Origin of the sequence: Algoriphagus halophilus (assembly GCF_041729275.1) — a bacterium.
Lineage (GTDB): Bacteria > Bacteroidota > Bacteroidia > Cytophagales > Cyclobacteriaceae > Algoriphagus > Algoriphagus halophilus_A.
Genome location: NZ_CP146486.1, coordinates 3,671,764 through 3,690,288, shown reverse-complemented (window position 1 = coordinate 3,690,288; position 18,525 = coordinate 3,671,764). Strand labels below are relative to the sequence as shown.

Sequence of the window (18,525 nt, the reverse complement as noted above, 5' to 3'; positions counted from 1 at the left end):
GATTACAATACTTCAGGGGCCAAAGAAACGATTTTCATAAACTGCTTCTCTCTCAATTCTCTAGCAACTGGGCCGAAAATACGAGTGCCTCTAGGCTCATCGTTGTTGTTCAACAATACAGCAGCGTTGTCCTCAAATCGGATATAAGAACCGTCTTTTCTTCTTACTTCTTTTCTGGTTCGCACGATTACCGCTCTTGAAACGGTACCTTTTTTCATGTTGCTGGAAGATAGGGCTGACTTTACAGTCACGACTACTTTATCACCAATAGAAGCATAACGCTTCTTGGTTCCTCCCAATACACGGATCACCAATACCTCTTTGGCACCGGAATTGTCCGCCACACTTAGTCTGGATTCTTGTTGTATCATGATTATTTAGCCCTTTCAATAATTTCAACTACTCTCCAACGTTTGTTCTTACTCAGCGGACGAGTTTCACTGATTTTAACGAGGTCACCTGGGTTACACTCGTTTTTCTCGTCATGAGCCATAAATTTGGTTGTTTTAGCAACAAACTTACCGTACATGGCATGCTTTACGCGACGCTCAACTGCAACGGTAATGGACTTGTCCATCTTGTTACTTACCACTTTACCAACTCTTTCTTTTCGAAGATTTCTCTCAATCGTAGCCATTTCTTTTTCTGTTAGCTAGTTATTTGGCAGCCAATGCAGTCTTCAATCTTGCGATCAGACGCTTGGTCTCGCGGATTCTATTAGGATTCTCTATAGGAGATATCGTGTGCGCAAACTTAAGTTTGGTCAGATTCCCCTTCTCTGCGACAATTCGCTCGGCGATTTCACTTGCGGAAAGTGATTGGATCTCAGTATTTTTCATTGTCATTCTATTCTACGTAGTCTCTACGAACGATAAAATTGGTACTTACTGGTAGCTTCTGTTGAGCTAATCTTAACGCCTCTTTAGCAGTCTCCAGGCTCACGCCTGTAGCTTCGAAAAGGATCGTTCCTGGTTTGATAACAGCTACCCAATATTCTGGAGCACCTTTACCCTTACCCATACGAACCTCTGCGGGCTTCTTAGTAACTGGTTTGTCAGGAAAAATTCTGATCCAAACCTGTCCTTCTCTTTTCATGGCTCTTGTCATCGCGATACGAGCTGCCTCGATCTGACGAGAAGTAATCCATCCTGCTTCCAGGGATTTGATGCCAAAGTTGCCGAAAGAAAGCGTATGCCCTCTTTGTGCAATGCCTTTGACACGGCCCTTTTGCATTTTCCTATATTTAGTTCTTTTTGGCTGTAACATGCGTTCTCACTTAGTCGGTGAAAATTAGTTATTTCTTTTTCTGCGTCTTGGACCGTCGTTTCTCTTAGGACCTGAATGACGAGAACCTTTCGGCTCGTTTGCAGCTCCCTGATTTGGAGAAAGGTCTCTTTTACCGTACACTTCACCTTTGAAGATCCATACTTTGATTCCGATGATTCCGTACACAGTTAGTGCTTCAGAAAGTGCGTAATCAATGTCTGCTCTCAATGTATGAAGAGGAATTCTTCCTTCTTTGTACATTTCGGATCTTGCCATCTCGGCTCCACCCAGACGACCAGAAAGTTTTACTTTGATTCCTTCTGCTCCCACTCTCATGGATGCTGCAATGGCTTGTTTCATTGCTCTTCTGAAGGAAATTCTAGCTTGAAGTTGCTGAGCGATAGATTCACCTACCAATTTCGCGTCCAATTCAGGTCGCTTAATTTCGAAGATATTGATTTGAATATCTTTGCTAGTGATCTTCTTAAGTTCTTCTTTCAGCTTATCTACTTCGGCTCCACCTTTACCAATTACAACACCTGGTCTGGCAGTATGAATGGTAAGCGTGATTCTCTTAAGCGTACGCTCAATGATCACCTTAGCAATCCCACCTTTAGGAATTCTGGCAAGGACGTACTTACGGATTTGCTGATCTTCGTATAGTTTTTCAGCGAAGTCTTTCCCACCATACCAGTTGGAATCCCAGCCTTTGACTACACCAAGTCTAAATCCTATTGGGTTGATCTTTTGTCCCATAGTCTGTTCTTAATTTGCCTTTTCGTTTGTTTCTACTACATCAGCGGTAACATCACCTGCGTCGAATGAATCGATCACGAGAGTTACATGATTTGATCTCTTGCGGATTCTGTGGCCTCTACCTTGAGGAGCTGGTCTCAATCTTTTGAGAGATCTGCCTTCGTCCACCATGATGGTTTTCACAAACAAATCAGCTTCTTCAAGTTTAGCGTCAGGATTCTTTGCCTGCCAGTTGGCAACGGCAGAAAGCAATAACTTTTCCAATTTCAAAGCTCCGTGATTTGGAGTAAACTTTAAAATACTAAGTGCATTCCCAACTCTCTTGCCTCTGACAAGGTCAGCCACAAGGCGCATCTTACGCGGAGAAGTAGGAACATTATTTAATCTTGCGATAGCTTCCATGATTATCTCTTTCCTTTATCTTTTTTGGCAATGTGGCCTCTGAAATTTCTGGTTGGAGCAAATTCACCTAACTTATGACCTACCATGTTGTCAGTCACAAATACAGGGATGAATTTATTTCCATTATGCACTGCGAAGGTATGTCCTACGAAGTCTGGAGAAATCATAGATCTTCTTGACCAAGTCTTGATGACAGATTTCTTGCCGGACTCGTTCATAACATCCACTTTCTTCACCAGGTGATGTTCGATATAAGGACCTTTTTTTAATGAACGTGCCATAATTATTTAGATCTTTTGCTGATGATGAACTTGTTTGAATACTTCTTAGGTGATCTGGTTTTCTTACCTTTAGACAGAAGACCCTTTCTAGATCTTGGATGTCCACCGGAAGAACGACCTTCACCACCACCCATAGGGTGATCTACTGGGTTCATCGCAACACCTCTAGTACGAGGTCTTACACCTAACCATCTCTTACGACCAGCTTTTCCAAGAACTACGTTCATGTGATCTGCATTGGAAACAGTACCGATAGTTGCCATACAAACACCAAGAACTAGTCTCATTTCACCGGAAGGAAGTTTGATAGTCACGTACTTACCCTCACGGGCAACGATCTGTGCATATCCACCAGCACTTCTGGCCATTACTCCACCTTTACCTGGCTTCAATTCTACATTATGTACAATTGTACCAAGAGGAATGTTAGCCAATGGCATCGCATTTCCTACTTCTGGAGCAACTTGCTCACCGGAAATCACTGTTTGTCCTACTGTCAAACCTTCCGGGGCGATAATGTAGGCCTTTGCACCGTCTGCGTAATATAGCAGGGCAAGACGTGCAGTTCTGTTTGGATCATACTCAATCGCCTTTACGGTCGCAGGTACACCAAACTTATTTCTTTGGAAGTCTACTATTCTTAGTCTTCTCTTATGACCACCACCAATGTAACGGGCAGTCATTTTGCCTTCATTATTTCTTCCGCCTGATTTCTTCAAAGGAGCAAGAAGAGACTTCTCTGGCTTTGACTTTGTAATCTCGTCAAAAGCTGGAGCTACTCTGAATCTTGTCCCTGGAGTAACAGGCTTCAATTTTTTAATTGCCATGATATTGATTCAATTAAATTTCTCCGTAAAAATCAATTACCTGTCCATCAGCTACTTCAACAATCGCTTTCTTGAAAGCATTGGTAAAGCCTGATACCACTTTGTTTTTGGTGTATCTAGTCTTATGCTTTGCAGCATATCTCATGGTTCTGATAGAAACCACATCCACACCATATGTTTTTTCAACTGCATTCTTAATCTCTGGCTTTTTCGCAGTTTTCTCTACGATAAATCCATAAACTCCTTTTTCGTTCATGGCAGAGACTTTCTCAGTAATTAAAGGCTGCTTTAGAATATCCATTGTCTTATTTCGATAAAATGGTTTCCAACATACTTACAGAACCTTCACAAATCACTAAGTGGTCAGCGTTAAGAACCTGGTAAGTATTTACATCATTTACAGTCACAACTTTTGACTTAGGTAAGTTTCTGCTGGACAAGTATACATTCTTGTTTTCTTCTGGAAGAACAACCAATGTTTTCTTATCTGCTAAAGACAAACCGTTCATCAAAGCTAAATAGCTCTTAGTCTTTGGAGCCTCAAAAGAAAGATTTTCCAATACGACCAAGCTATTGTCTTTCACTTTATAAGCAAGTGCAGACTTTCTAGCCAACTGCTTTAATTTTTTATTCAACTTGAAGGAATAGTTTCTTGGCTTAGGACCAAATACTCTACCTCCACCTCTGAAAAGCGGGGACTTCAAAGATCCAGCTCTAGCACTACCAGTACCTTTTTGCTTTTTGATCTTTTTAGTAGAACCAGCGATTTCATTTCTTTCCTTTGACTTGTGAGTACCTTGTCTTTGGTTCGCCAAGTACTGTTTCACGTCCAAATAGATCGCGTGATCATTTGGCTCAATTCCGAAGATTTCATCAGAAAGGTTTACCTTTCTTCCAGTATCTTCTCCTTTATGATTTATTACTGCTAATTCCATGGACTTATTTCTCTAGAATAACGAAAGAATTTTTAGGACCTGGTACTGAACCAGAAACCAACAGCAGGTTTTGCTCAGGATAAATCTTCAACACTCTTAGGTTGATTACCTTCACTCTATCACCGCCGGTTCTTCCTGCCATACGCATTCCCTTGAATACTCTTGATGGCCAAGAACAAGCACCAATGGAACCTGGGTGTCTTTGTCTGTTGTGCTGACCGTGAGTTTGTCCACCCACACCACCAAAACCGTGACGTTTTACTACACCTTGGAATCCTTTACCTTTAGAAGTACCGATCGCATCTACGAAGTCACCTTCGACAAACACTTCACCAGCCTTCACAGTAGCCCCTAGATCTACCTGGCCTTCAAATTCGACCCGAATTCTCTGAACTCAACAACTTTTTGCTTTGGCGTAGTACCGGCCTTTTTAAAGTGACCGATCAATGGCTTTGGCGTATTTTTCTCTTTACGCTCGCCATATGCCAACTGCACTGCGTTGTACCCGTCTGTTTCAACGTTTTTTACTTGCGTCACTACGCAAGGACCAGCTTCTATTAGCGTGCATGCGACATTACGTCCATCGGCACTGAAAATGCTAGTCATTCCTACTTTTTTACCTATAATACCAGACATCTATAATAAGATAATTTGATAATTCACAAGCGCTTATACGCATGAGCCCTTTTAAAGGACTGCAAAGTTACTGAAATAAAATTCTGCAACAAATGCCAACTCGTATATTTTCAAACATTTAGCAACATTTTTACTACTGCTAAACAAAAGAAAGCACTTTAGAATCGTCGAAATGGTGAATATATAAAAAGACCTGCGCGTGAACGCAGGCCTTTTTTATGAAATATTTAAGAGCAGATCAAACTTTGATCTCTACATCAACTCCACTTGGTAGCTCGATTTTCATCAAAGCATCAACAGTTTTAGAGCTGTTAGAGTAGATATCAACCAATCTCTTGTAAGTACAAAGTTGGTATTGATCTCTCGCTTTTTTACTTACGTGTGGAGACTTCAACACCGTGAACTTCTCCTTCTTAGTAGGCAATGGAATAGGTCCCACTACTACTGCGCCAGTGGCTTTTACAGCCTTTACGATTTTCTCTGATGACTTATCCACCAGGCTGTGATCGTATGATTTTAGTTTTATTCTGATTTTCTGATTCATCGCAAATATTGATTAGTCTTTCTGACCTTTTACGTTAGCAATTACGCCCTCTGCTATGTTATTAGGCACAGGCTCATAGTGAGAGAATGTCAAGGAAGCAGTAGCTCTACCAGAAGAAATTGTTCTTAGGTCAGTGATGTAGCCAAACAATTCAGACAATGGTACAGATGCTTTGATTACTGAGGAAGTACCTTTGGTATCCATTCCTTTCATCAAACCTCTTCTTCTGTTCAAATCACCGGTAATAGGACCAGTGTATTCGTCAGGAGAAACTACATCTACAGACATGATAGGCTCCAATAATTGAGGCTTACATTTCTTAGCTGCTTCTTTGAAACCTATTCTAGCTGCCAATTCAAAAGAAAGAGCATCAGAATCGACATCGTGGAAAGATCCGTGGAACAATCTAACTTTCATAGACTCTACTGGGTAACCAGCAAGAGGTCCATTCTTCATAGATTCCGTAAAACCTTTCTGGATCGCTGGAATAAATTCTTTTGGAATTACACCACCTACGATACCATTGACAAACTCAAGTCCTGGCTTCACCTCTCCAGTTTCTGGATCAGGATCTTTAGGTCCAAGTTCGAACACGATATCCGCAAATTTACCTTTACCACCTGACTGCTTCTTGTAAACTTCTTTGTGCTCAACAGAACCAAACAAAGCTTCTTTGTAAGCAACCTGAGGAGCACCTTGGTTGATTTCAACCTTAAATTCTCTCTTCAGACGGTCGATAATAATATCTAAGTGAAGCTCACCCATACCTCTCAAGATGGTCTGACCAGTTTCGTGATCAGTATTTACTTGAAGTGTAGGATCCTCTTCTACAAGCTTAGCAATCGCCATACCCAATTTATCTACGTCAGCTTGAGTCTTAGGCTCAATTGCATAACCGATAACTGGCTCTGGGAAAATCATAGACTCAAGAACAACCTTGCGGCTTTCAGAACATAGAGTATCTCCTGTCTTGATGTCTTTAAATCCAACTACAGCTCCAATATCCCCAGCTCTTAACGCATCGATTTGGTTTTGCTTGTTGGCATGCATCTGGAACACACGTGAAATACGCTCTTTGTTTCCAGAACGGCTATTGAATACATAAGATCCAGAATCCAAAATACCAGAGTATGCTCTTACGAAACATAATCTACCCACGAATGGGTCAGTTGCGATTTTGAATGCCAAGCCAGCAAATGGCTCATCTTCATTTGGAGCGATTCTAACATCTTTCTCCTCATCATTCAAATCGTGAGCAATGATATCATCCTTGTCCAATGGAGATGGAAGCAATTCCATTACCAAGTCAAGCATGGTCTGAACACCTTTGTTTTTGAAAGAAGATCCACAAACCATAGGAACAATTTTCATGTCGATGGTTGCTTGTCTCAATGCAGAAAGAATTTCTTCTTCTGTGATAGAGTCTGGATCATCAAAGAATTTCTCCATCAAAGACTCGTCGTACTCAGCAACAGCTTCAAGTAAATGCTCTCTCCACTTCTCTACATCTTCCAACATGTCTTCTGGAATAGGAACTTCCTCAAAGGTCATTCCCATATCTTCCTCATTCCATACAATGGCTCTGTTGTTGATCAAATCAACAACACCTTTGAATTTGTCTTCAGCTCCGATAGGAATCTGCAATGGCACTGCATAGCTACCAAGCATTTCCTTCACTTGCTTACAAACCTCAAGGAAGTTTGCGCCAGCACGGTCCATTTTGTTAACGAATCCGATACGAGCGACTTTATAATTATCAGCTAATCGCCAGTTAGTCTCAGACTGTGGTTCAACACCATCCACAGCACTGAATAGGAAAACTAAACCATCCAATACTCTTAAGGAACGGTTTACTTCTACAGTAAAGTCAACGTGTCCAGGAGTATCAATGATGTTAATTTGATATTTTTGATCTCTGTAGTTCCAGAATACGGTAGTAGCAGCAGAAGTAATAGTAATACCTCTCTCCTGCTCCTGCGCCATCCAGTCCATCGTAGCAGCACCATCATGCACCTCTCCGATTTTGTGGGATACCCCAGAGTAAAAAGAATTCGCTCAGTAGTAGTTGTCTTACCAGCATCGATGTGAGCAGCAATACCGATGTTTCTGGTATATTTTAAATCTCTTTTAGCCATCCTAATTAAAATCTAAAGTGGGAGAATGCTTTGTTAGCCTCGGCCATTCTGTGTGTATCATCTTTTTTCTTCACTCCGGCACCCTCGCCTTTGGAAGCAGCTATGATCTCACCAGCAAGTCTGTCCATCATTGTTTTCTCTCCTCTTCTTCTAGCATAAGTGATCATCCACTTAATACCTAGAGAGAGCTTTCTTTCCGGACGAACTTCCATTGGAACCTGGAACGTAGCACCACCAACTCTACGACTCTTCACCTCTACGGATGGAGCAATATTGTTAAGCGCTTTTTCCAAACTTCAAGACCATTCTCACCTACTTTTTCCTCAACTTTTTCTACTGCATCGTAGAAAATTCTGTAAGCAATACTCTTCTTCCCATCTACCATTAGACAGTTCACAAACTTGGTAACCAAGGTATCATTGAACTTAGGATCAGGAAGAATATATCTCTTCTTTGGTTTCGCTTTTCTCATTTTTTCTAAATGTTATAAAGTATTATTTCTTTGCCGGGGCTTTTCCTGCCTTCGGTCTTTTAGCACCATACTTAGAGCGACCTTGTTTACGGTCCTTAACTCCTGCGGTATCAAGTGCACCACGGATGATGTGATATCTTACACCTGGTAGATCTTTCACACGACCACCTCTAATCAATACGATTGAGTGCTCTTGTAGATTGTGACCTTCCCCTGGAATGTAAGCATTCACTTCTTTTCCATTTGTCAATCTCACCCTCGCCACTTTTCTCATTGCTGAGTTAGGCTTCTTAGGGGTTGTAGTGTATACCCTGGTACAAACACCTCTTCGCTGAGGACATGCATCCAAAGCTCTTGATTTTGATTTGGTCTCCAGTGTAGTTCTACCTTTTCTTACTAACTGTTGAATAGTAGGCATTAACTGATAAAATTTAGTTTTCCTGTAAACTGTTAAATTTTGGACTGCAAAGGTAACCAAAGTAATAAGATGAACAAAATTAAGTAGTTATATTTTTGTTACGCCTCACCTGGAGTACCAAAGCTGATCGGGAATTGTGGGGCTCCCCCACCCTGATTTATTTTCCCAAAAGCATCTTCATACTTGTCAATATTGTCTTTTAAAGCTGCTAATAAACGTTTTGCATGCTCCGGAGTCACAATAATTCTAGATTTCACTTTTGCTTTTGGAACTCCTGGCATTAATCGGATAAAATCAATCACAAATTCAGAATTGGAGTGTGCGATCATCGCCAAATTTGCATAAACTCCTTCAGCTACTTCCTCCGATAGTTCTACATTGATCTGTTGATCAGGTCTTTTCCCTTTTTCGTCTTGCATTATTGATGGATTAAAAAAGGCCTGTACGAATACAGGCCTTTTGTTAGTTATTAATTCATACCATTATAGAATGGCTTCGCTTGATTTCTTAGTGGATACATGATCCATGCTATCAGAAAGCTTATCGTATTCCTCTTTGGAACCAACGATGATGTTCTGGATTCTTCTTTGTCCAGTACCCGCTGGGATCAAGTGTCCAACCAATACGTTCTCTTTCAATCCTAACAATTCATCACGCTTACCTCTGATGGCTGCCTCAGAAAGAACTTTGGTAGTTTCCTGGAATGAAGCAGCAGAAAGGAAGCTTTCTGTACCCAAAGAAGCGGCAGTAATACCTTGTAAGGTTGGCTTAGAAACTGCAGTTTCAGCATCTCTAACTTGTACCAACTTAAGATCCTTACGCTTCAAGCTTGAGTTCTCGTCTCTCAATCTTCTAGCGGTAATAATCATACCTGGCTTCAAAGTAGAAGAATCACCTGCGTCCATTACCACTTTCTTGTCAAGGATATTATCATTTTCCTCTCTGAATGCCCACTTGTCCACTACTTGGTTTTGAAGGAACCCAGTGTCACCAGCATCCAAGATCTCAACTTTCTGCATCATTTGAGATACGATCACCTCAATATGCTTGTCATTGATTTTTACACCTTGAAGTCTATATACTTCCTGAATTTCATTTACCAAATATTCCTGAACAGCTGTAGGGCCCTTGATCGCCAAGATATCATTTGGAGTAATTGCTCCATCTGATAAAGGCTCACCTGCACGGATAAAGTCATTCTCCTGAACCAAGATATGCTTAGAAAGAGATACCATGTATTTCTTAATCACTCCATCTTTAGATTCGATCAAAATCTCTCTGTTACCACGCTTGATACCACCATAGGTTACTACTCCGTCGATTTCAGAAACTACTGCTGGGTTAGATGGGTTTCTAGCCTCAAACAATTCTGTTACTCTTGGTAGACCACCGGTAATATCTCTTGTTTTACCAACAGATCTTGGGATTTTAACCAACACCTGACCAGCTTTGACTTTCTCGCCAATTTCTACTGCCAAGTGCGCTCCCACAGGAATATTGTAAGACTTAGACTCATCACCATAGTTTACAATGATCGCAGGGTTTTTGGTTCTATCCTTAGTATCGATAATTACTTTTTCACGGAAACCAGTTTGATCATCGGCTACCTCTTTGTAAGTAATTCCTTCAACGATTGCCTCAAAGTCGATGGAACCATCGTATTCTGAAAGGATTACCGCATTGTATGGATCCCACTTACATAGTGCGCCATTTTTGCTGATCTTCTGACCATCCTTCACTTCTAATAATGCACCATAAGGAACATGGTTAGAAACTAAAGTTTTGCCAGACTTAGGATCGTTGATTTTTATCTCTCCGGATCTACCCATTACTACTGTTACAGGTTCTCCATCCTTGTTGGTAGTTTCCAACGTTCTCAACTCCTCATCAAACTCAACAATACCTTCAAATTTAGCCGTGATGCTCGCTTCAACAGCCATGTTAGATGCAGTACCACCTACGTGGAACGTTCTCAATGTCAACTGAGTACCTGGTTCACCGATAGACTGTGCAGCGATTACACCCACAGACTCACCGGATTGTACCATATAACCCGTTGCAAGGTTTCTACCATAACACTTAGAACAAACACCTCTACGGGTTTCACAAGTCAATACGGATCTGATTTCAACCTCTTCAATCGCAGACTCATCCACTTTAGCAGCGATTTCATCTGTAATTTCAATTCCTGCAGGGATGATCAACTCATCCGTAACAGGATCATATACATCGTGAACAGAAACTCTACCTAGGATTCTTTCAGATAATGGCTCGACGATCTCATCATTGTCTTTCAATGGAAGAACATTCAAACCTCTCAAAGTACCGCAGTCCTCTTCAGTCACAATCATATCCTGAGCAACGTCTACCAAACGACGAGTTAAGTAACCCGCATCGGCAGTTTTCAATGCAGTATCGGCAAGACCTTTACGTGCACCGTGCGTAGAGATAAAGTATTCCAATACATCCAATCCTTCCTTAAAGTTGGAAAGAATAGGGTTTTCAATAATCTCTCCTACTGAACCTTGCAAGTTTTTCTGTGGCTTAGCCATTAGACCTCTCATACCACCTAGCTGACGGATTTGCTCTCTAGAACCACGGGCTCCTGAGTGCATCATCATGTAGATCGCATTGAAACCTTGCTTATCCTCTTCCATCTGCTTCATTAGATTATTAGTCAAATGAGAGTTGGTACGAGTCCAGATATCAATTACTTGGTTGTAACGTTCGTTATCAGTGATCAGACCCATCAAGTAGTTATTCCAAACCTGATCTACCTCTTCCTTAGCTTTGGTGATCATTGGTTCTTTTTCTTCTGGGATAATTACATCATTTAGTCCCATTGACAAACCACCTTGGTAAGCACTTTGGAAACCTAGATGCTTGATATCATCCAAGAATTTAGCTGTACGTGCGATACCACATACTTTGACTACCTGAGCAATGATCTGCTGTAGTTTTTTCTTGGTAAGAAGCTCATTTACATAACCTACTTCCTCAGGAACAAACTGGTTGAAGATCAATCTTCCAGCAACCGTATCGATGATTTCTTCTACGATAGAGCCATCTGGCTTACGAACATTCACCTTACACTTGATGTTCGCGTGCTTGGAAATCACTTGTTCGTTTAATGCAATTACTACTTCCTCTGTGCTGTAGAAGGTCATTCCCTCACCAGGAACCGGCTCTTCTGGAGTAGATTTCTTGCCTTTCGTTACATAATATAGACCCAAAACCATATCCTGAGATGGTACAGTAATAGGAGCACCATTAGCAGGGTTAAGGATGTTATGTGCTGAAAGCATTAAAGTAGAAGCTTCCAAAATTGCTTCATGGCCAAGCGGTACGTGAACGGCCATCTGGTCACCGTCAAAATCGGCGTTGAATGCAGTACATACCAATGGGTGAAGCTGGATAGCTTTTCCTTCGATCAATTTAGGCTGGAATGCTTGGATACCTAGTCTGTGAAGAGTAGGAGCACGGTTTAGAAGAACAGGGTGTCCTTTCAATACATTTTCCAAGATGTCCCATACCACTGGATCTTTACGATCCACAATTTTCTTGGCAGATTTTACAGTCTTTACAATCCCTCTTTCAATCAGTTTTCTGATGATAAATGGTTTGAAAAGCTCGGCTGCCATATTTTTGGAAGACCACACTCGTGAAGCTTTAATTCAGGACCTACCACGATCACGGATCGACCTGAATAATCCACACGCTTACCGAGTAAGTTTTGACGGAAACGACCTTGCTTACCTTTCAACATATCAGAAAGGGATTTCAAAGCACGGTTACCATCAGATCTTACCGCATTTACTTTTCTAGAGTTATCGAACAAAGAATCGACAGCTTCTTGAAGCATTCTCTTCTCGTTTCTCAAAATAACCTCAGGAGCTTTGATATCGATCAATCTCTTCAATCGGTTATTTCTGATAATTACTCTTCTATAAAGGTCATTCAAATCAGAAGTAGCGAATCTTCCACCATCCAAAGGAACCAAAGGTCTCAATTCTGGAGGGATCACTGGAACCATTCTTACTACCATCCATTCTGGACGGTTTTCAATTCTGGTTCTTGCATCACGGAATGCTTCTACTACCTTCAATCTCTTCAATGCTTCTGCTTTTCTCTGCTGAGAAGTATCAGTTGCAGCTTGGTGACGAAGTGCATAAGAAAGATCATCCAACTCAATTCTAGCCAATAACATTTCCAAAGCTTCAGCACCCATTTTGGCGATGAATTTATTTGGATCGTCATCATCTAGCATGTGATTTTCCTTAGGAAGCTTATCCATGATATCCAGGTACTCATCCTCAGTTAGGAAATCCAAGTATTGAATTCCGTCCTCAGCTTTGATCCCTGGTTGTACTACAGCATAACGCTCATAATACACAATCTGATCAAGCTTCTTAGTCGGTAGACCAAGAAGATAACCGATTTTATTAGGAAGAGATTTGAAATACCAAATGTGAGCAACTGGTACTACCAGCTCGATGTGCCCCATTCTCTCTCTTCTTACTTTCTTTTCTGTAACCTCTACACCGCAACGGTCACAGATAATACCTTTATACCTGATGCGCTTATACTTGCCACAATGACATTCCCAGTCTTTGACAGGACCAAAGATTCTCTCACAGAACAAACCACCCATTTCTGGTTTGTAAGTTCTATAGTTGATAGTCTCTGGCTGTGTCACTTCACCGTTTGAACTATCCAGAATAGATTCTGGAGAAGCCAAACTAACGGTGACTCTGGAAAAGTCGATGTTAAGTTTTTTATTTTTTCTGAACGCCATAGTTTTTTGAAAGATATGTAAAGGGCTCTTGCGAGCCCTAATGAGCTAAATTAATCCAGGGTAATTTCAAGAGCCAAACCTCTCAATTCATGAACCAATACATTGAATGATTCTGGAATGTTAGGTTTAGGAAGGTTTTCACCCTTCACTATCGCTTCGTAAGCTTTAGCTCTACCGATTACGTCATCTGATTTAACAGTCAGGATTTCCTGAAGTACATGGGATGCACCGAATGCTTCCAGTGCCCACACTTCCATTTCTCCGAAACGCTGACCACCGAATTGTGCTTTACCACCCAGTGGCTGTTGCGTAATCAAAGAGTATGGACCAATAGAACGCGCGTGCATCTTATCATCCACCAAGTGACCCAGTTTAAGCATGTAAGCCACACCTACGGTTACTGGTTGATCAAATTTCACACCGGATAGACCATCATATAGGTACGTACGTCCGTATGCTGGTACGCCTGCTTCTTCCAACTCTGCAGAAACCTCTTCCATAGAAGCTCCATCGAAAATCGGAGTAGCATATTTCTTACCCAATACCTGACCTGCCCAAGCAAGTACAGTTTCGAAGATCTGACCAATGTTCATACGAGATGGTACACCTAGAGGGTTCAATACGATATCCATTGGAGTTCCGTCCTCTAGGAATGGCATATCTTCGTCTCTTACGATTCTAGCGACAATACCTTTGTTTCCGTGACGACCAGCCATCTTATCCCCTACTTTCAATTTACGCTTCTTAGCCACGTAAACCTTAGCAAGCTGAACAATACCTGCAGGAAGTTCATCTCCAACTTCAAGAGTAAATCGATCTCTCTTGAATAGACCTGAAATCTCGTTTCTGGAATTGGTATAGTTTTTCACCAATTTCACAATCAGATCATTGGTATGTGGATCATCGGTCCAATCATCCAAAATGATATCCGAAATCAAGTTTGCTTCTTCTGGAACGTTATAGTTACTTTCGTCTCTATAAGGGTTCTTCGCAGGGAACAAGTTGTTTTCGATATTCTTCAGATTAAATTTAACACCCTTGCTGATGATCTCATCTCCAAACTTGTGTTTCACGCCCAAAGATGTTTTACCATCCAATAGCGTAACCAATTTATTGATCATTCGAGCTCTGATACCCAATAGATCTTTGGAGTATTTTGCTTTCAGTTTTTCAACCTCAGCTTTTGCTTTTGCTCTAACTTCTTTATCCTTTTTAGGACGAGAGAACAATTTGGTTTCGATAACCACACCATTAAGAGATGGAGAAGCTTTCAAAGATGCATCTTTTACATCACCAGCTTTATCCCCAAATATTGCTCTCAATAGTTTTTCTTCTGGAGTTGGATCAGTTTCGCCTTTTGGAGTGATCTTACCGATGATAATATCACCTTCTTTCACTTCCGCACCAATTCTGATCACACCATTCTCATCCAAGTGCTTCACAGCCTCTTCAGATACGTTAGGAATTTCAGAAGTTAATTCTTCTTCCCCACGCTTCGTATCTCTTACTTCTAGTTGGAATTCTTCAACGTGGATAGAGGTAAAGATATCTTCACGAACAACTCGCTCAGAAATTACAATCGCATCCTCAAAGTTATATCCTTGCCATGGCATGTAAGCCACCTTCAAGTTCTTACCTAGAGCAAGCTCACCTTCGTTCGTCGAATAACCTTCTACAAGAACCTGGCCTTTCACTACTTTCTGACCTTTCAACACCAATGGAGTCAAGTTGATCGTAGTATCCTGGTTGGTTCTTCTGAACTTAATCAGATCGTAAGATTTATATTCGTCTGTAAAGTTTACTAATAGTTCATCATCAGATAGGTCGTATTTGATGGTGATTTTCTTAGCATCTACATAGTCTACTACACCGTCTGCTTCTGCAATAATCAAGGATCTTGAATCTACAGCAGCTTTTGCCTCAAGACCAGTACCTACAATAGGAGATTCTGCTTTCAATAATGGAACTGCCTGACGCTGCATGTTAGATCCCATCAAGGCTCTGTTTGCATCATCATGCTCCAAGAAAGGAATCAAAGAAGCAGCTACTGACACAATTTGGTTTGGAGCAACGTCCATATAGCTGATTTCAGTTGGTTCAAGAACCGGGAAATCACCTTCAAATCTTGCCTTTACTTTTTCATTGATGAAATTACCTTTCTCATCCAAAGGTGCATTTGCCTGTGCAATGTTATTGTCATCTTCTTCTTCAGCGGTAAGGAATACGATGTCATCCTTATCCATGCTTACTTTCCCTTCTTTCACCTTTCTATAAGGAGTTTCCAAGAAGCCCATGGAGTTCACCTTAGCATGAACGCAAAGAGAAGAAATCAAACCAATGTTTGGACCTTCTGGAGTTTCAATAGTACAAAGACGACCATAGTGAGTATAGTGAACGTCACGTACCTCGAAACCTGCTCTTTCTCTAGACAGACCCCCTGGACCCAATGCAGAAAGTCTTCTCTTGTGAGTCAACTCCGCCAATGGATTGGTTTGATCCATGAACTGAGAAAGTTGGTTGGTACCAAAGAATGAGTTAATCACAGAAGAAAGCGTACGTGCATTGATCAAGTCGACTGGTTTGAAGTCTTCATTGTCACGAACGTTCATTCTTTCACGAATGGTTCTAGCCATTCTAGCAAGACCTACACCGAACTGGCTATAAAGCTGTTCACCTACAGTTCTTACTCTTCTGTTACTCAAGTGGTCAATATCATCGACTACTGCTTTAGAGTTGATCAATCCAATTAGATATTTCACAATTGAAATGATATCCTCTTTAGTCAAGACAATCTTTTCAGATTCAATGTCAAGACCTAATTTTTTGTTGATTCTATAACGACCAACTTCACCTAAATCATAACGCTTGTCAGAGAAGAATAAGCTATGAATTACTTCTCTTGCAGTCGCCTCATCAGGTGCTTCAGTGTTTCTCAACTGACGATAGATAACTTCTACTGCTTCTTTTTCAGAGTTAGAGTTATCTTTCTGTAATGTATTATAAACGATAGAGAAATCGGCGATATTTACATCTTCCCTATGAAGGATGATGCTTTTCGATCCCGAATCCAAAATCATAGAAATATCTTCATCCGTAAGTACGGTATCACGCTCTAGCAATACCTCATTTCGATCGATGGATACTACTTCACCAGTATCTTCATCCACGAAATCTTCTACCCAAGTTCTAAGAACTCTCGCGGCCAATTTTCTACCTGCTGCCTTTTTCAGCGCATTTTTAGTGGCTGAAACTTCCTCAGATAATCCGAATAAATCCAAGATATCTTTATCAGAACCATAGCCAATTGCTCTAAGCAACGTGGTAACAGGGAATTTCTTCTTACGATCAATGTATGCATACATGACATTGTTGATGTCTGTAGCAAACTCGATCCAGGAACCTTTGAAAGGAATGATTCTAGCTGAATATAACTTCGTACCATTTGTATGTTTGCTTTGTGCAAAGAATACACCTGGAGATCTATGCAACTGAGAAACGATTACTCGTTCCGCCCCATTGATGACGAAGGAACCTTTCTCCGTCATATACGGAAGGTTTCCTAAGAATACTTCTTGCTCAATGGTTTCGAAATCCTCATTATCCTCATCGTGACAAAGAAGTCTAAGTTTTGCCTTTAAAGGGACAGAATATGTCAAACCTCTATCAATACACTCTCCTACACTATACTTAGGAGGGTCTACTGCGTAATCGATGAATTCCAAAGTGAAATTTTCTCTGGAATCACTGATCGGGAAGTTTTCGGCAAATACTTTAAATAACCCATCTGCCCGGCGCTTTTCTGCAGGAGTATCCAATTGAAAAAAGTCTTTAAAAGACTGCAACTGAATATCTAGAAAATCCGGATAGTCTTTGACCACCTTAATGGAGGAGAAACTTTTCCTTTCGGTTTGATTCTTGATAGCCAAGGTAGTATATGTTTATAGTGAAATTAAATAACGAAATGCGACAATTTTCGCTTAAAATAATGCAATTTTATACCTGTGCATAAACAGGAAAAGACCTGACTAATTTAGTCAGGTCTTATGGCTAAACCATAACCTATTGGCTCTGGCTTAGCAAATTATTTGATCTCTACTTCAGCACCAGCTTCTTCCAAAGACTTCTTCAAGCCTTCAGCTTCATCCTTAGCGATACCTTCTTTCAAGGCTTTAGGAGCAGAATCAACTAGGTCTTTTGCATCTTTCAATCCAAGTCCTGTCAATTCTTTTACCAATTTAACTACTGCCAATTTAGATGCACCAGCAGATTTCAAGATAACGTCGAATGAAGTTTTCTCTTCTTCTGCAGCAGCTTCTCCTCCACCAGCACCACCAGCTACAACTGCTACACCAGCAGCAGCAGGTTCGATTCCGTACTGATCTTTAAGGATATCTGTCAATTCTTTAACTTCTTTTACAGTCAAGTTCACCAACTGATCTGCAAGTTGCGTAAGATCTGCCATTGTATTTGAAATTTATTTTTTGTGTTTTTTTTAAATATTAATTTTTTGGTCCTTATGCTTCTTCTTTGTCAGCTAGGGTCTTAAGCACACCTGTAAGGTTGTTCTGACCACTTTGCAAAGCAGAGATAAGATTCATAGCTGGAGATTGTAGCAATCCGAGTAGGTCGCCCAAAAGCTCCTGCTTTGATTTAAGTTTAGACAACATTTCAAGGTTCTCTTCACCGATAATGATATCGGTTTCAATAGCAGCACCTTTAAAAACTGGTCTAGTTTCTTTTTTACCTATTTTCTTTCTGAAATCCAGCAATACTTTTGCTGGCAAATTACTTGTCTCTTTCGAGAAAATAATTCCAGAGAATCCTTTAAGAGCTTTGTCACTTAATGGAGAATAATCTGCATCAAGGTTTTCAAGCGCTTTTTGAATCAGCGTATTTTTGTATACTTTGTACTCAACACCTTTTTCAAAACAAGTTCTTCTGAACGCATTCACTTGAGCAACGGAAAAACCTGATGCATCTGTGATGTAGAAGAAAGGGTTTTCTCTGAATTTCTCGGTAAGACCGTCGATTATTACTTTCTTTTCGTCTCTAGTCATG

The 18,525-nt window shown here is 40.7% G+C and carries 16 protein-coding genes and 4 pseudogenes; all 20 read right to left on the bottom strand.

Annotated features, from left to right (window positions below):
- Positions 1-2: 2 nt before the first annotated feature.
- Positions 3-371, bottom strand: a complete 369-nt coding sequence (gene rplN, locus V8V91_RS19745) for a 50S ribosomal protein L14 (protein WP_008203017.1) — start codon at positions 369-371, stop codon at positions 3-5.
- Between the two features lie 2 nt (positions 372-373).
- Positions 374-637 (bottom strand): 30S ribosomal protein S17, encoded by a 264-nt coding sequence (gene rpsQ / locus V8V91_RS19740; RefSeq protein ID WP_074226883.1) that lies wholly within the window; start codon positions 635-637, stop codon positions 374-376.
- A 19-nt stretch (positions 638-656) separates the two neighbouring features.
- A complete protein-coding gene (gene rpmC / locus V8V91_RS19735) occupies positions 657-839 on the bottom strand; it encodes a 50S ribosomal protein L29 (protein ID WP_074226971.1) in 183 nt (60 codons plus the stop codon).
- Between the two features lie 7 nt (positions 840-846).
- Positions 847-1,266 (bottom strand): 50S ribosomal protein L16, encoded by a 420-nt coding sequence (gene rplP / locus V8V91_RS19730; RefSeq protein ID WP_074226882.1) that lies wholly within the window; start codon positions 1,264-1,266, stop codon positions 847-849.
- Positions 1,267-1,290: 24 nt separating this feature from the next.
- Positions 1,291-2,022 (bottom strand): 30S ribosomal protein S3, encoded by a 732-nt coding sequence (rpsC, locus tag V8V91_RS19725; RefSeq protein WP_074226881.1) that lies wholly within the window; start codon positions 2,020-2,022, stop codon positions 1,291-1,293.
- Between the two features lie 9 nt (positions 2,023-2,031).
- Positions 2,032-2,424 (bottom strand): 50S ribosomal protein L22, encoded by a 393-nt coding sequence (rplV, locus tag V8V91_RS19720; protein ID WP_074226880.1) that lies wholly within the window; start codon positions 2,422-2,424, stop codon positions 2,032-2,034.
- 2 nt (positions 2,425-2,426) lie between these two features.
- Positions 2,427-2,705: a 30S ribosomal protein S19 gene (gene rpsS / locus V8V91_RS19715; protein WP_074226879.1), complete on the bottom strand. Its 279-nt coding sequence runs from the start codon at positions 2,703-2,705 to the stop codon at positions 2,427-2,429.
- Between the two features lie 2 nt (positions 2,706-2,707).
- Positions 2,708-3,532 (bottom strand): 50S ribosomal protein L2, encoded by an 825-nt coding sequence (rplB, locus tag V8V91_RS19710; RefSeq protein ID WP_074226878.1) that lies wholly within the window; start codon positions 3,530-3,532, stop codon positions 2,708-2,710.
- Between the two features lie 13 nt (positions 3,533-3,545).
- A complete protein-coding gene (gene rplW, locus V8V91_RS19705; protein WP_074226877.1) occupies positions 3,546-3,833 on the bottom strand; it encodes a 50S ribosomal protein L23 in 288 nt (95 codons plus the stop codon).
- 4 nt (positions 3,834-3,837) lie between these two features.
- Positions 3,838-4,467, bottom strand: a complete 630-nt coding sequence (gene rplD, locus V8V91_RS19700) for a 50S ribosomal protein L4 (RefSeq protein WP_205646560.1) — start codon at positions 4,465-4,467, stop codon at positions 3,838-3,840.
- 4 nt (positions 4,468-4,471) lie between these two features.
- Positions 4,472-5,103: pseudogene (rplC, locus tag V8V91_RS19695) on the bottom strand (50S ribosomal protein L3).
- 238 nt (positions 5,104-5,341) lie between these two features.
- Positions 5,342-5,647: a 30S ribosomal protein S10 gene (rpsJ, locus tag V8V91_RS19690; RefSeq protein ID WP_008203035.1), complete on the bottom strand. Its 306-nt coding sequence runs from the start codon at positions 5,645-5,647 to the stop codon at positions 5,342-5,344.
- Positions 5,648-5,659: 12 nt separating this feature from the next.
- Positions 5,660-7,782: pseudogene (gene fusA, locus V8V91_RS19685) on the bottom strand (elongation factor G).
- Positions 7,783-7,787: 5 nt separating this feature from the next.
- Positions 7,788-8,254, bottom strand: a pseudogene (gene rpsG, locus V8V91_RS19680) (30S ribosomal protein S7).
- Positions 8,255-8,276: 22 nt separating this feature from the next.
- Positions 8,277-8,672, bottom strand: a complete 396-nt coding sequence (gene rpsL, locus V8V91_RS19675; RefSeq protein WP_074226872.1) for a 30S ribosomal protein S12 — start codon at positions 8,670-8,672, stop codon at positions 8,277-8,279.
- A gap of 98 nt (positions 8,673-8,770) precedes the next feature.
- Positions 8,771-9,091, bottom strand: coding sequence for a DUF3467 domain-containing protein (locus V8V91_RS19670; RefSeq protein WP_074226871.1), 321 nt, complete (start codon positions 9,089-9,091; stop codon positions 8,771-8,773).
- A 63-nt stretch (positions 9,092-9,154) separates the two neighbouring features.
- A pseudogene (gene rpoC / locus V8V91_RS19665) lies at positions 9,155-13,467 on the bottom strand (DNA-directed RNA polymerase subunit beta').
- 50 nt (positions 13,468-13,517) lie between these two features.
- A complete protein-coding gene (gene rpoB / locus V8V91_RS19660; protein WP_373396888.1) occupies positions 13,518-17,393 on the bottom strand; it encodes a DNA-directed RNA polymerase subunit beta in 3,876 nt (1,291 codons plus the stop codon).
- A 155-nt stretch (positions 17,394-17,548) separates the two neighbouring features.
- Entirely contained in the window at positions 17,549-17,929 is a 381-nt protein-coding gene (gene rplL / locus V8V91_RS19655) for a 50S ribosomal protein L7/L12 (RefSeq protein WP_074226868.1), read from the bottom strand.
- Between the two features lie 52 nt (positions 17,930-17,981).
- Positions 17,982-18,524 (bottom strand): 50S ribosomal protein L10, encoded by a 543-nt coding sequence (gene rplJ / locus V8V91_RS19650; protein WP_074226867.1) that lies wholly within the window; start codon positions 18,522-18,524, stop codon positions 17,982-17,984.
- Between the last annotated feature and the right edge of the window lies 1 nt (position 18,525).

Bases quoted from the DNA above. Each gene is read 5' to 3' on its own strand.
- rplN (WP_008203017.1), bottom strand. From the start codon at position 371: ATGATACAACAAGAATCCAGACTAAGTGTGGCGGACAATTCCGGTGCC.
- rpsQ (WP_074226883.1), bottom strand. From the start codon at position 637: ATGGCTACGATTGAGAGAAATCTTCGAAAAGAAAGAGTTGGTAAAGTG.
- rpmC (WP_074226971.1), bottom strand. From the start codon at position 839: ATGAAAAATACTGAGATCCAATCACTTTCCGCAAGTGAAATCGCCGAG.
- rplP (WP_074226882.1), bottom strand. From the start codon at position 1,266: ATGTTACAGCCAAAAAGAACTAAATATAGGAAAATGCAAAAGGGCCGT.
- rpsC (WP_074226881.1), bottom strand. From the start codon at position 2,022: ATGGGACAAAAGATCAACCCAATAGGATTTAGACTTGGTGTAGTCAAA.
- rplV (WP_074226880.1), bottom strand. From the start codon at position 2,424: ATGGAAGCTATCGCAAGATTAAATAATGTTCCTACTTCTCCGCGTAAG.
- rpsS (WP_074226879.1), bottom strand. From the start codon at position 2,705: ATGGCACGTTCATTAAAAAAAGGTCCTTATATCGAACATCACCTGGTG.
- rplB (WP_074226878.1), bottom strand. From the start codon at position 3,532: ATGGCAATTAAAAAATTGAAGCCTGTTACTCCAGGGACAAGATTCAGA.
- rplW (WP_074226877.1), bottom strand. From the start codon at position 3,833: ATGGATATTCTAAAGCAGCCTTTAATTACTGAGAAAGTCTCTGCCATG.
- rplD (WP_205646560.1), bottom strand. From the start codon at position 4,467: ATGGAATTAGCAGTAATAAATCATAAAGGAGAAGATACTGGAAGAAAG.
- rpsJ (WP_008203035.1), bottom strand. From the start codon at position 5,647: ATGAATCAGAAAATCAGAATAAAACTAAAATCATACGATCACAGCCTG.
- rpsL (WP_074226872.1), bottom strand. From the start codon at position 8,672: ATGCCTACTATTCAACAGTTAGTAAGAAAAGGTAGAACTACACTGGAG.
- V8V91_RS19670 (WP_074226871.1), bottom strand. From the start codon at position 9,091: ATGCAAGACGAAAAAGGGAAAAGACCTGATCAACAGATCAATGTAGAA.
- rplL (WP_074226868.1), bottom strand. From the start codon at position 17,929: ATGGCAGATCTTACGCAACTTGCAGATCAGTTGGTGAACTTGACTGTA.
- rplJ (WP_074226867.1), bottom strand. From the start codon at position 18,524: ATGACTAGAGACGAAAAGAAAGTAATAATCGACGGTCTTACCGAGAAA.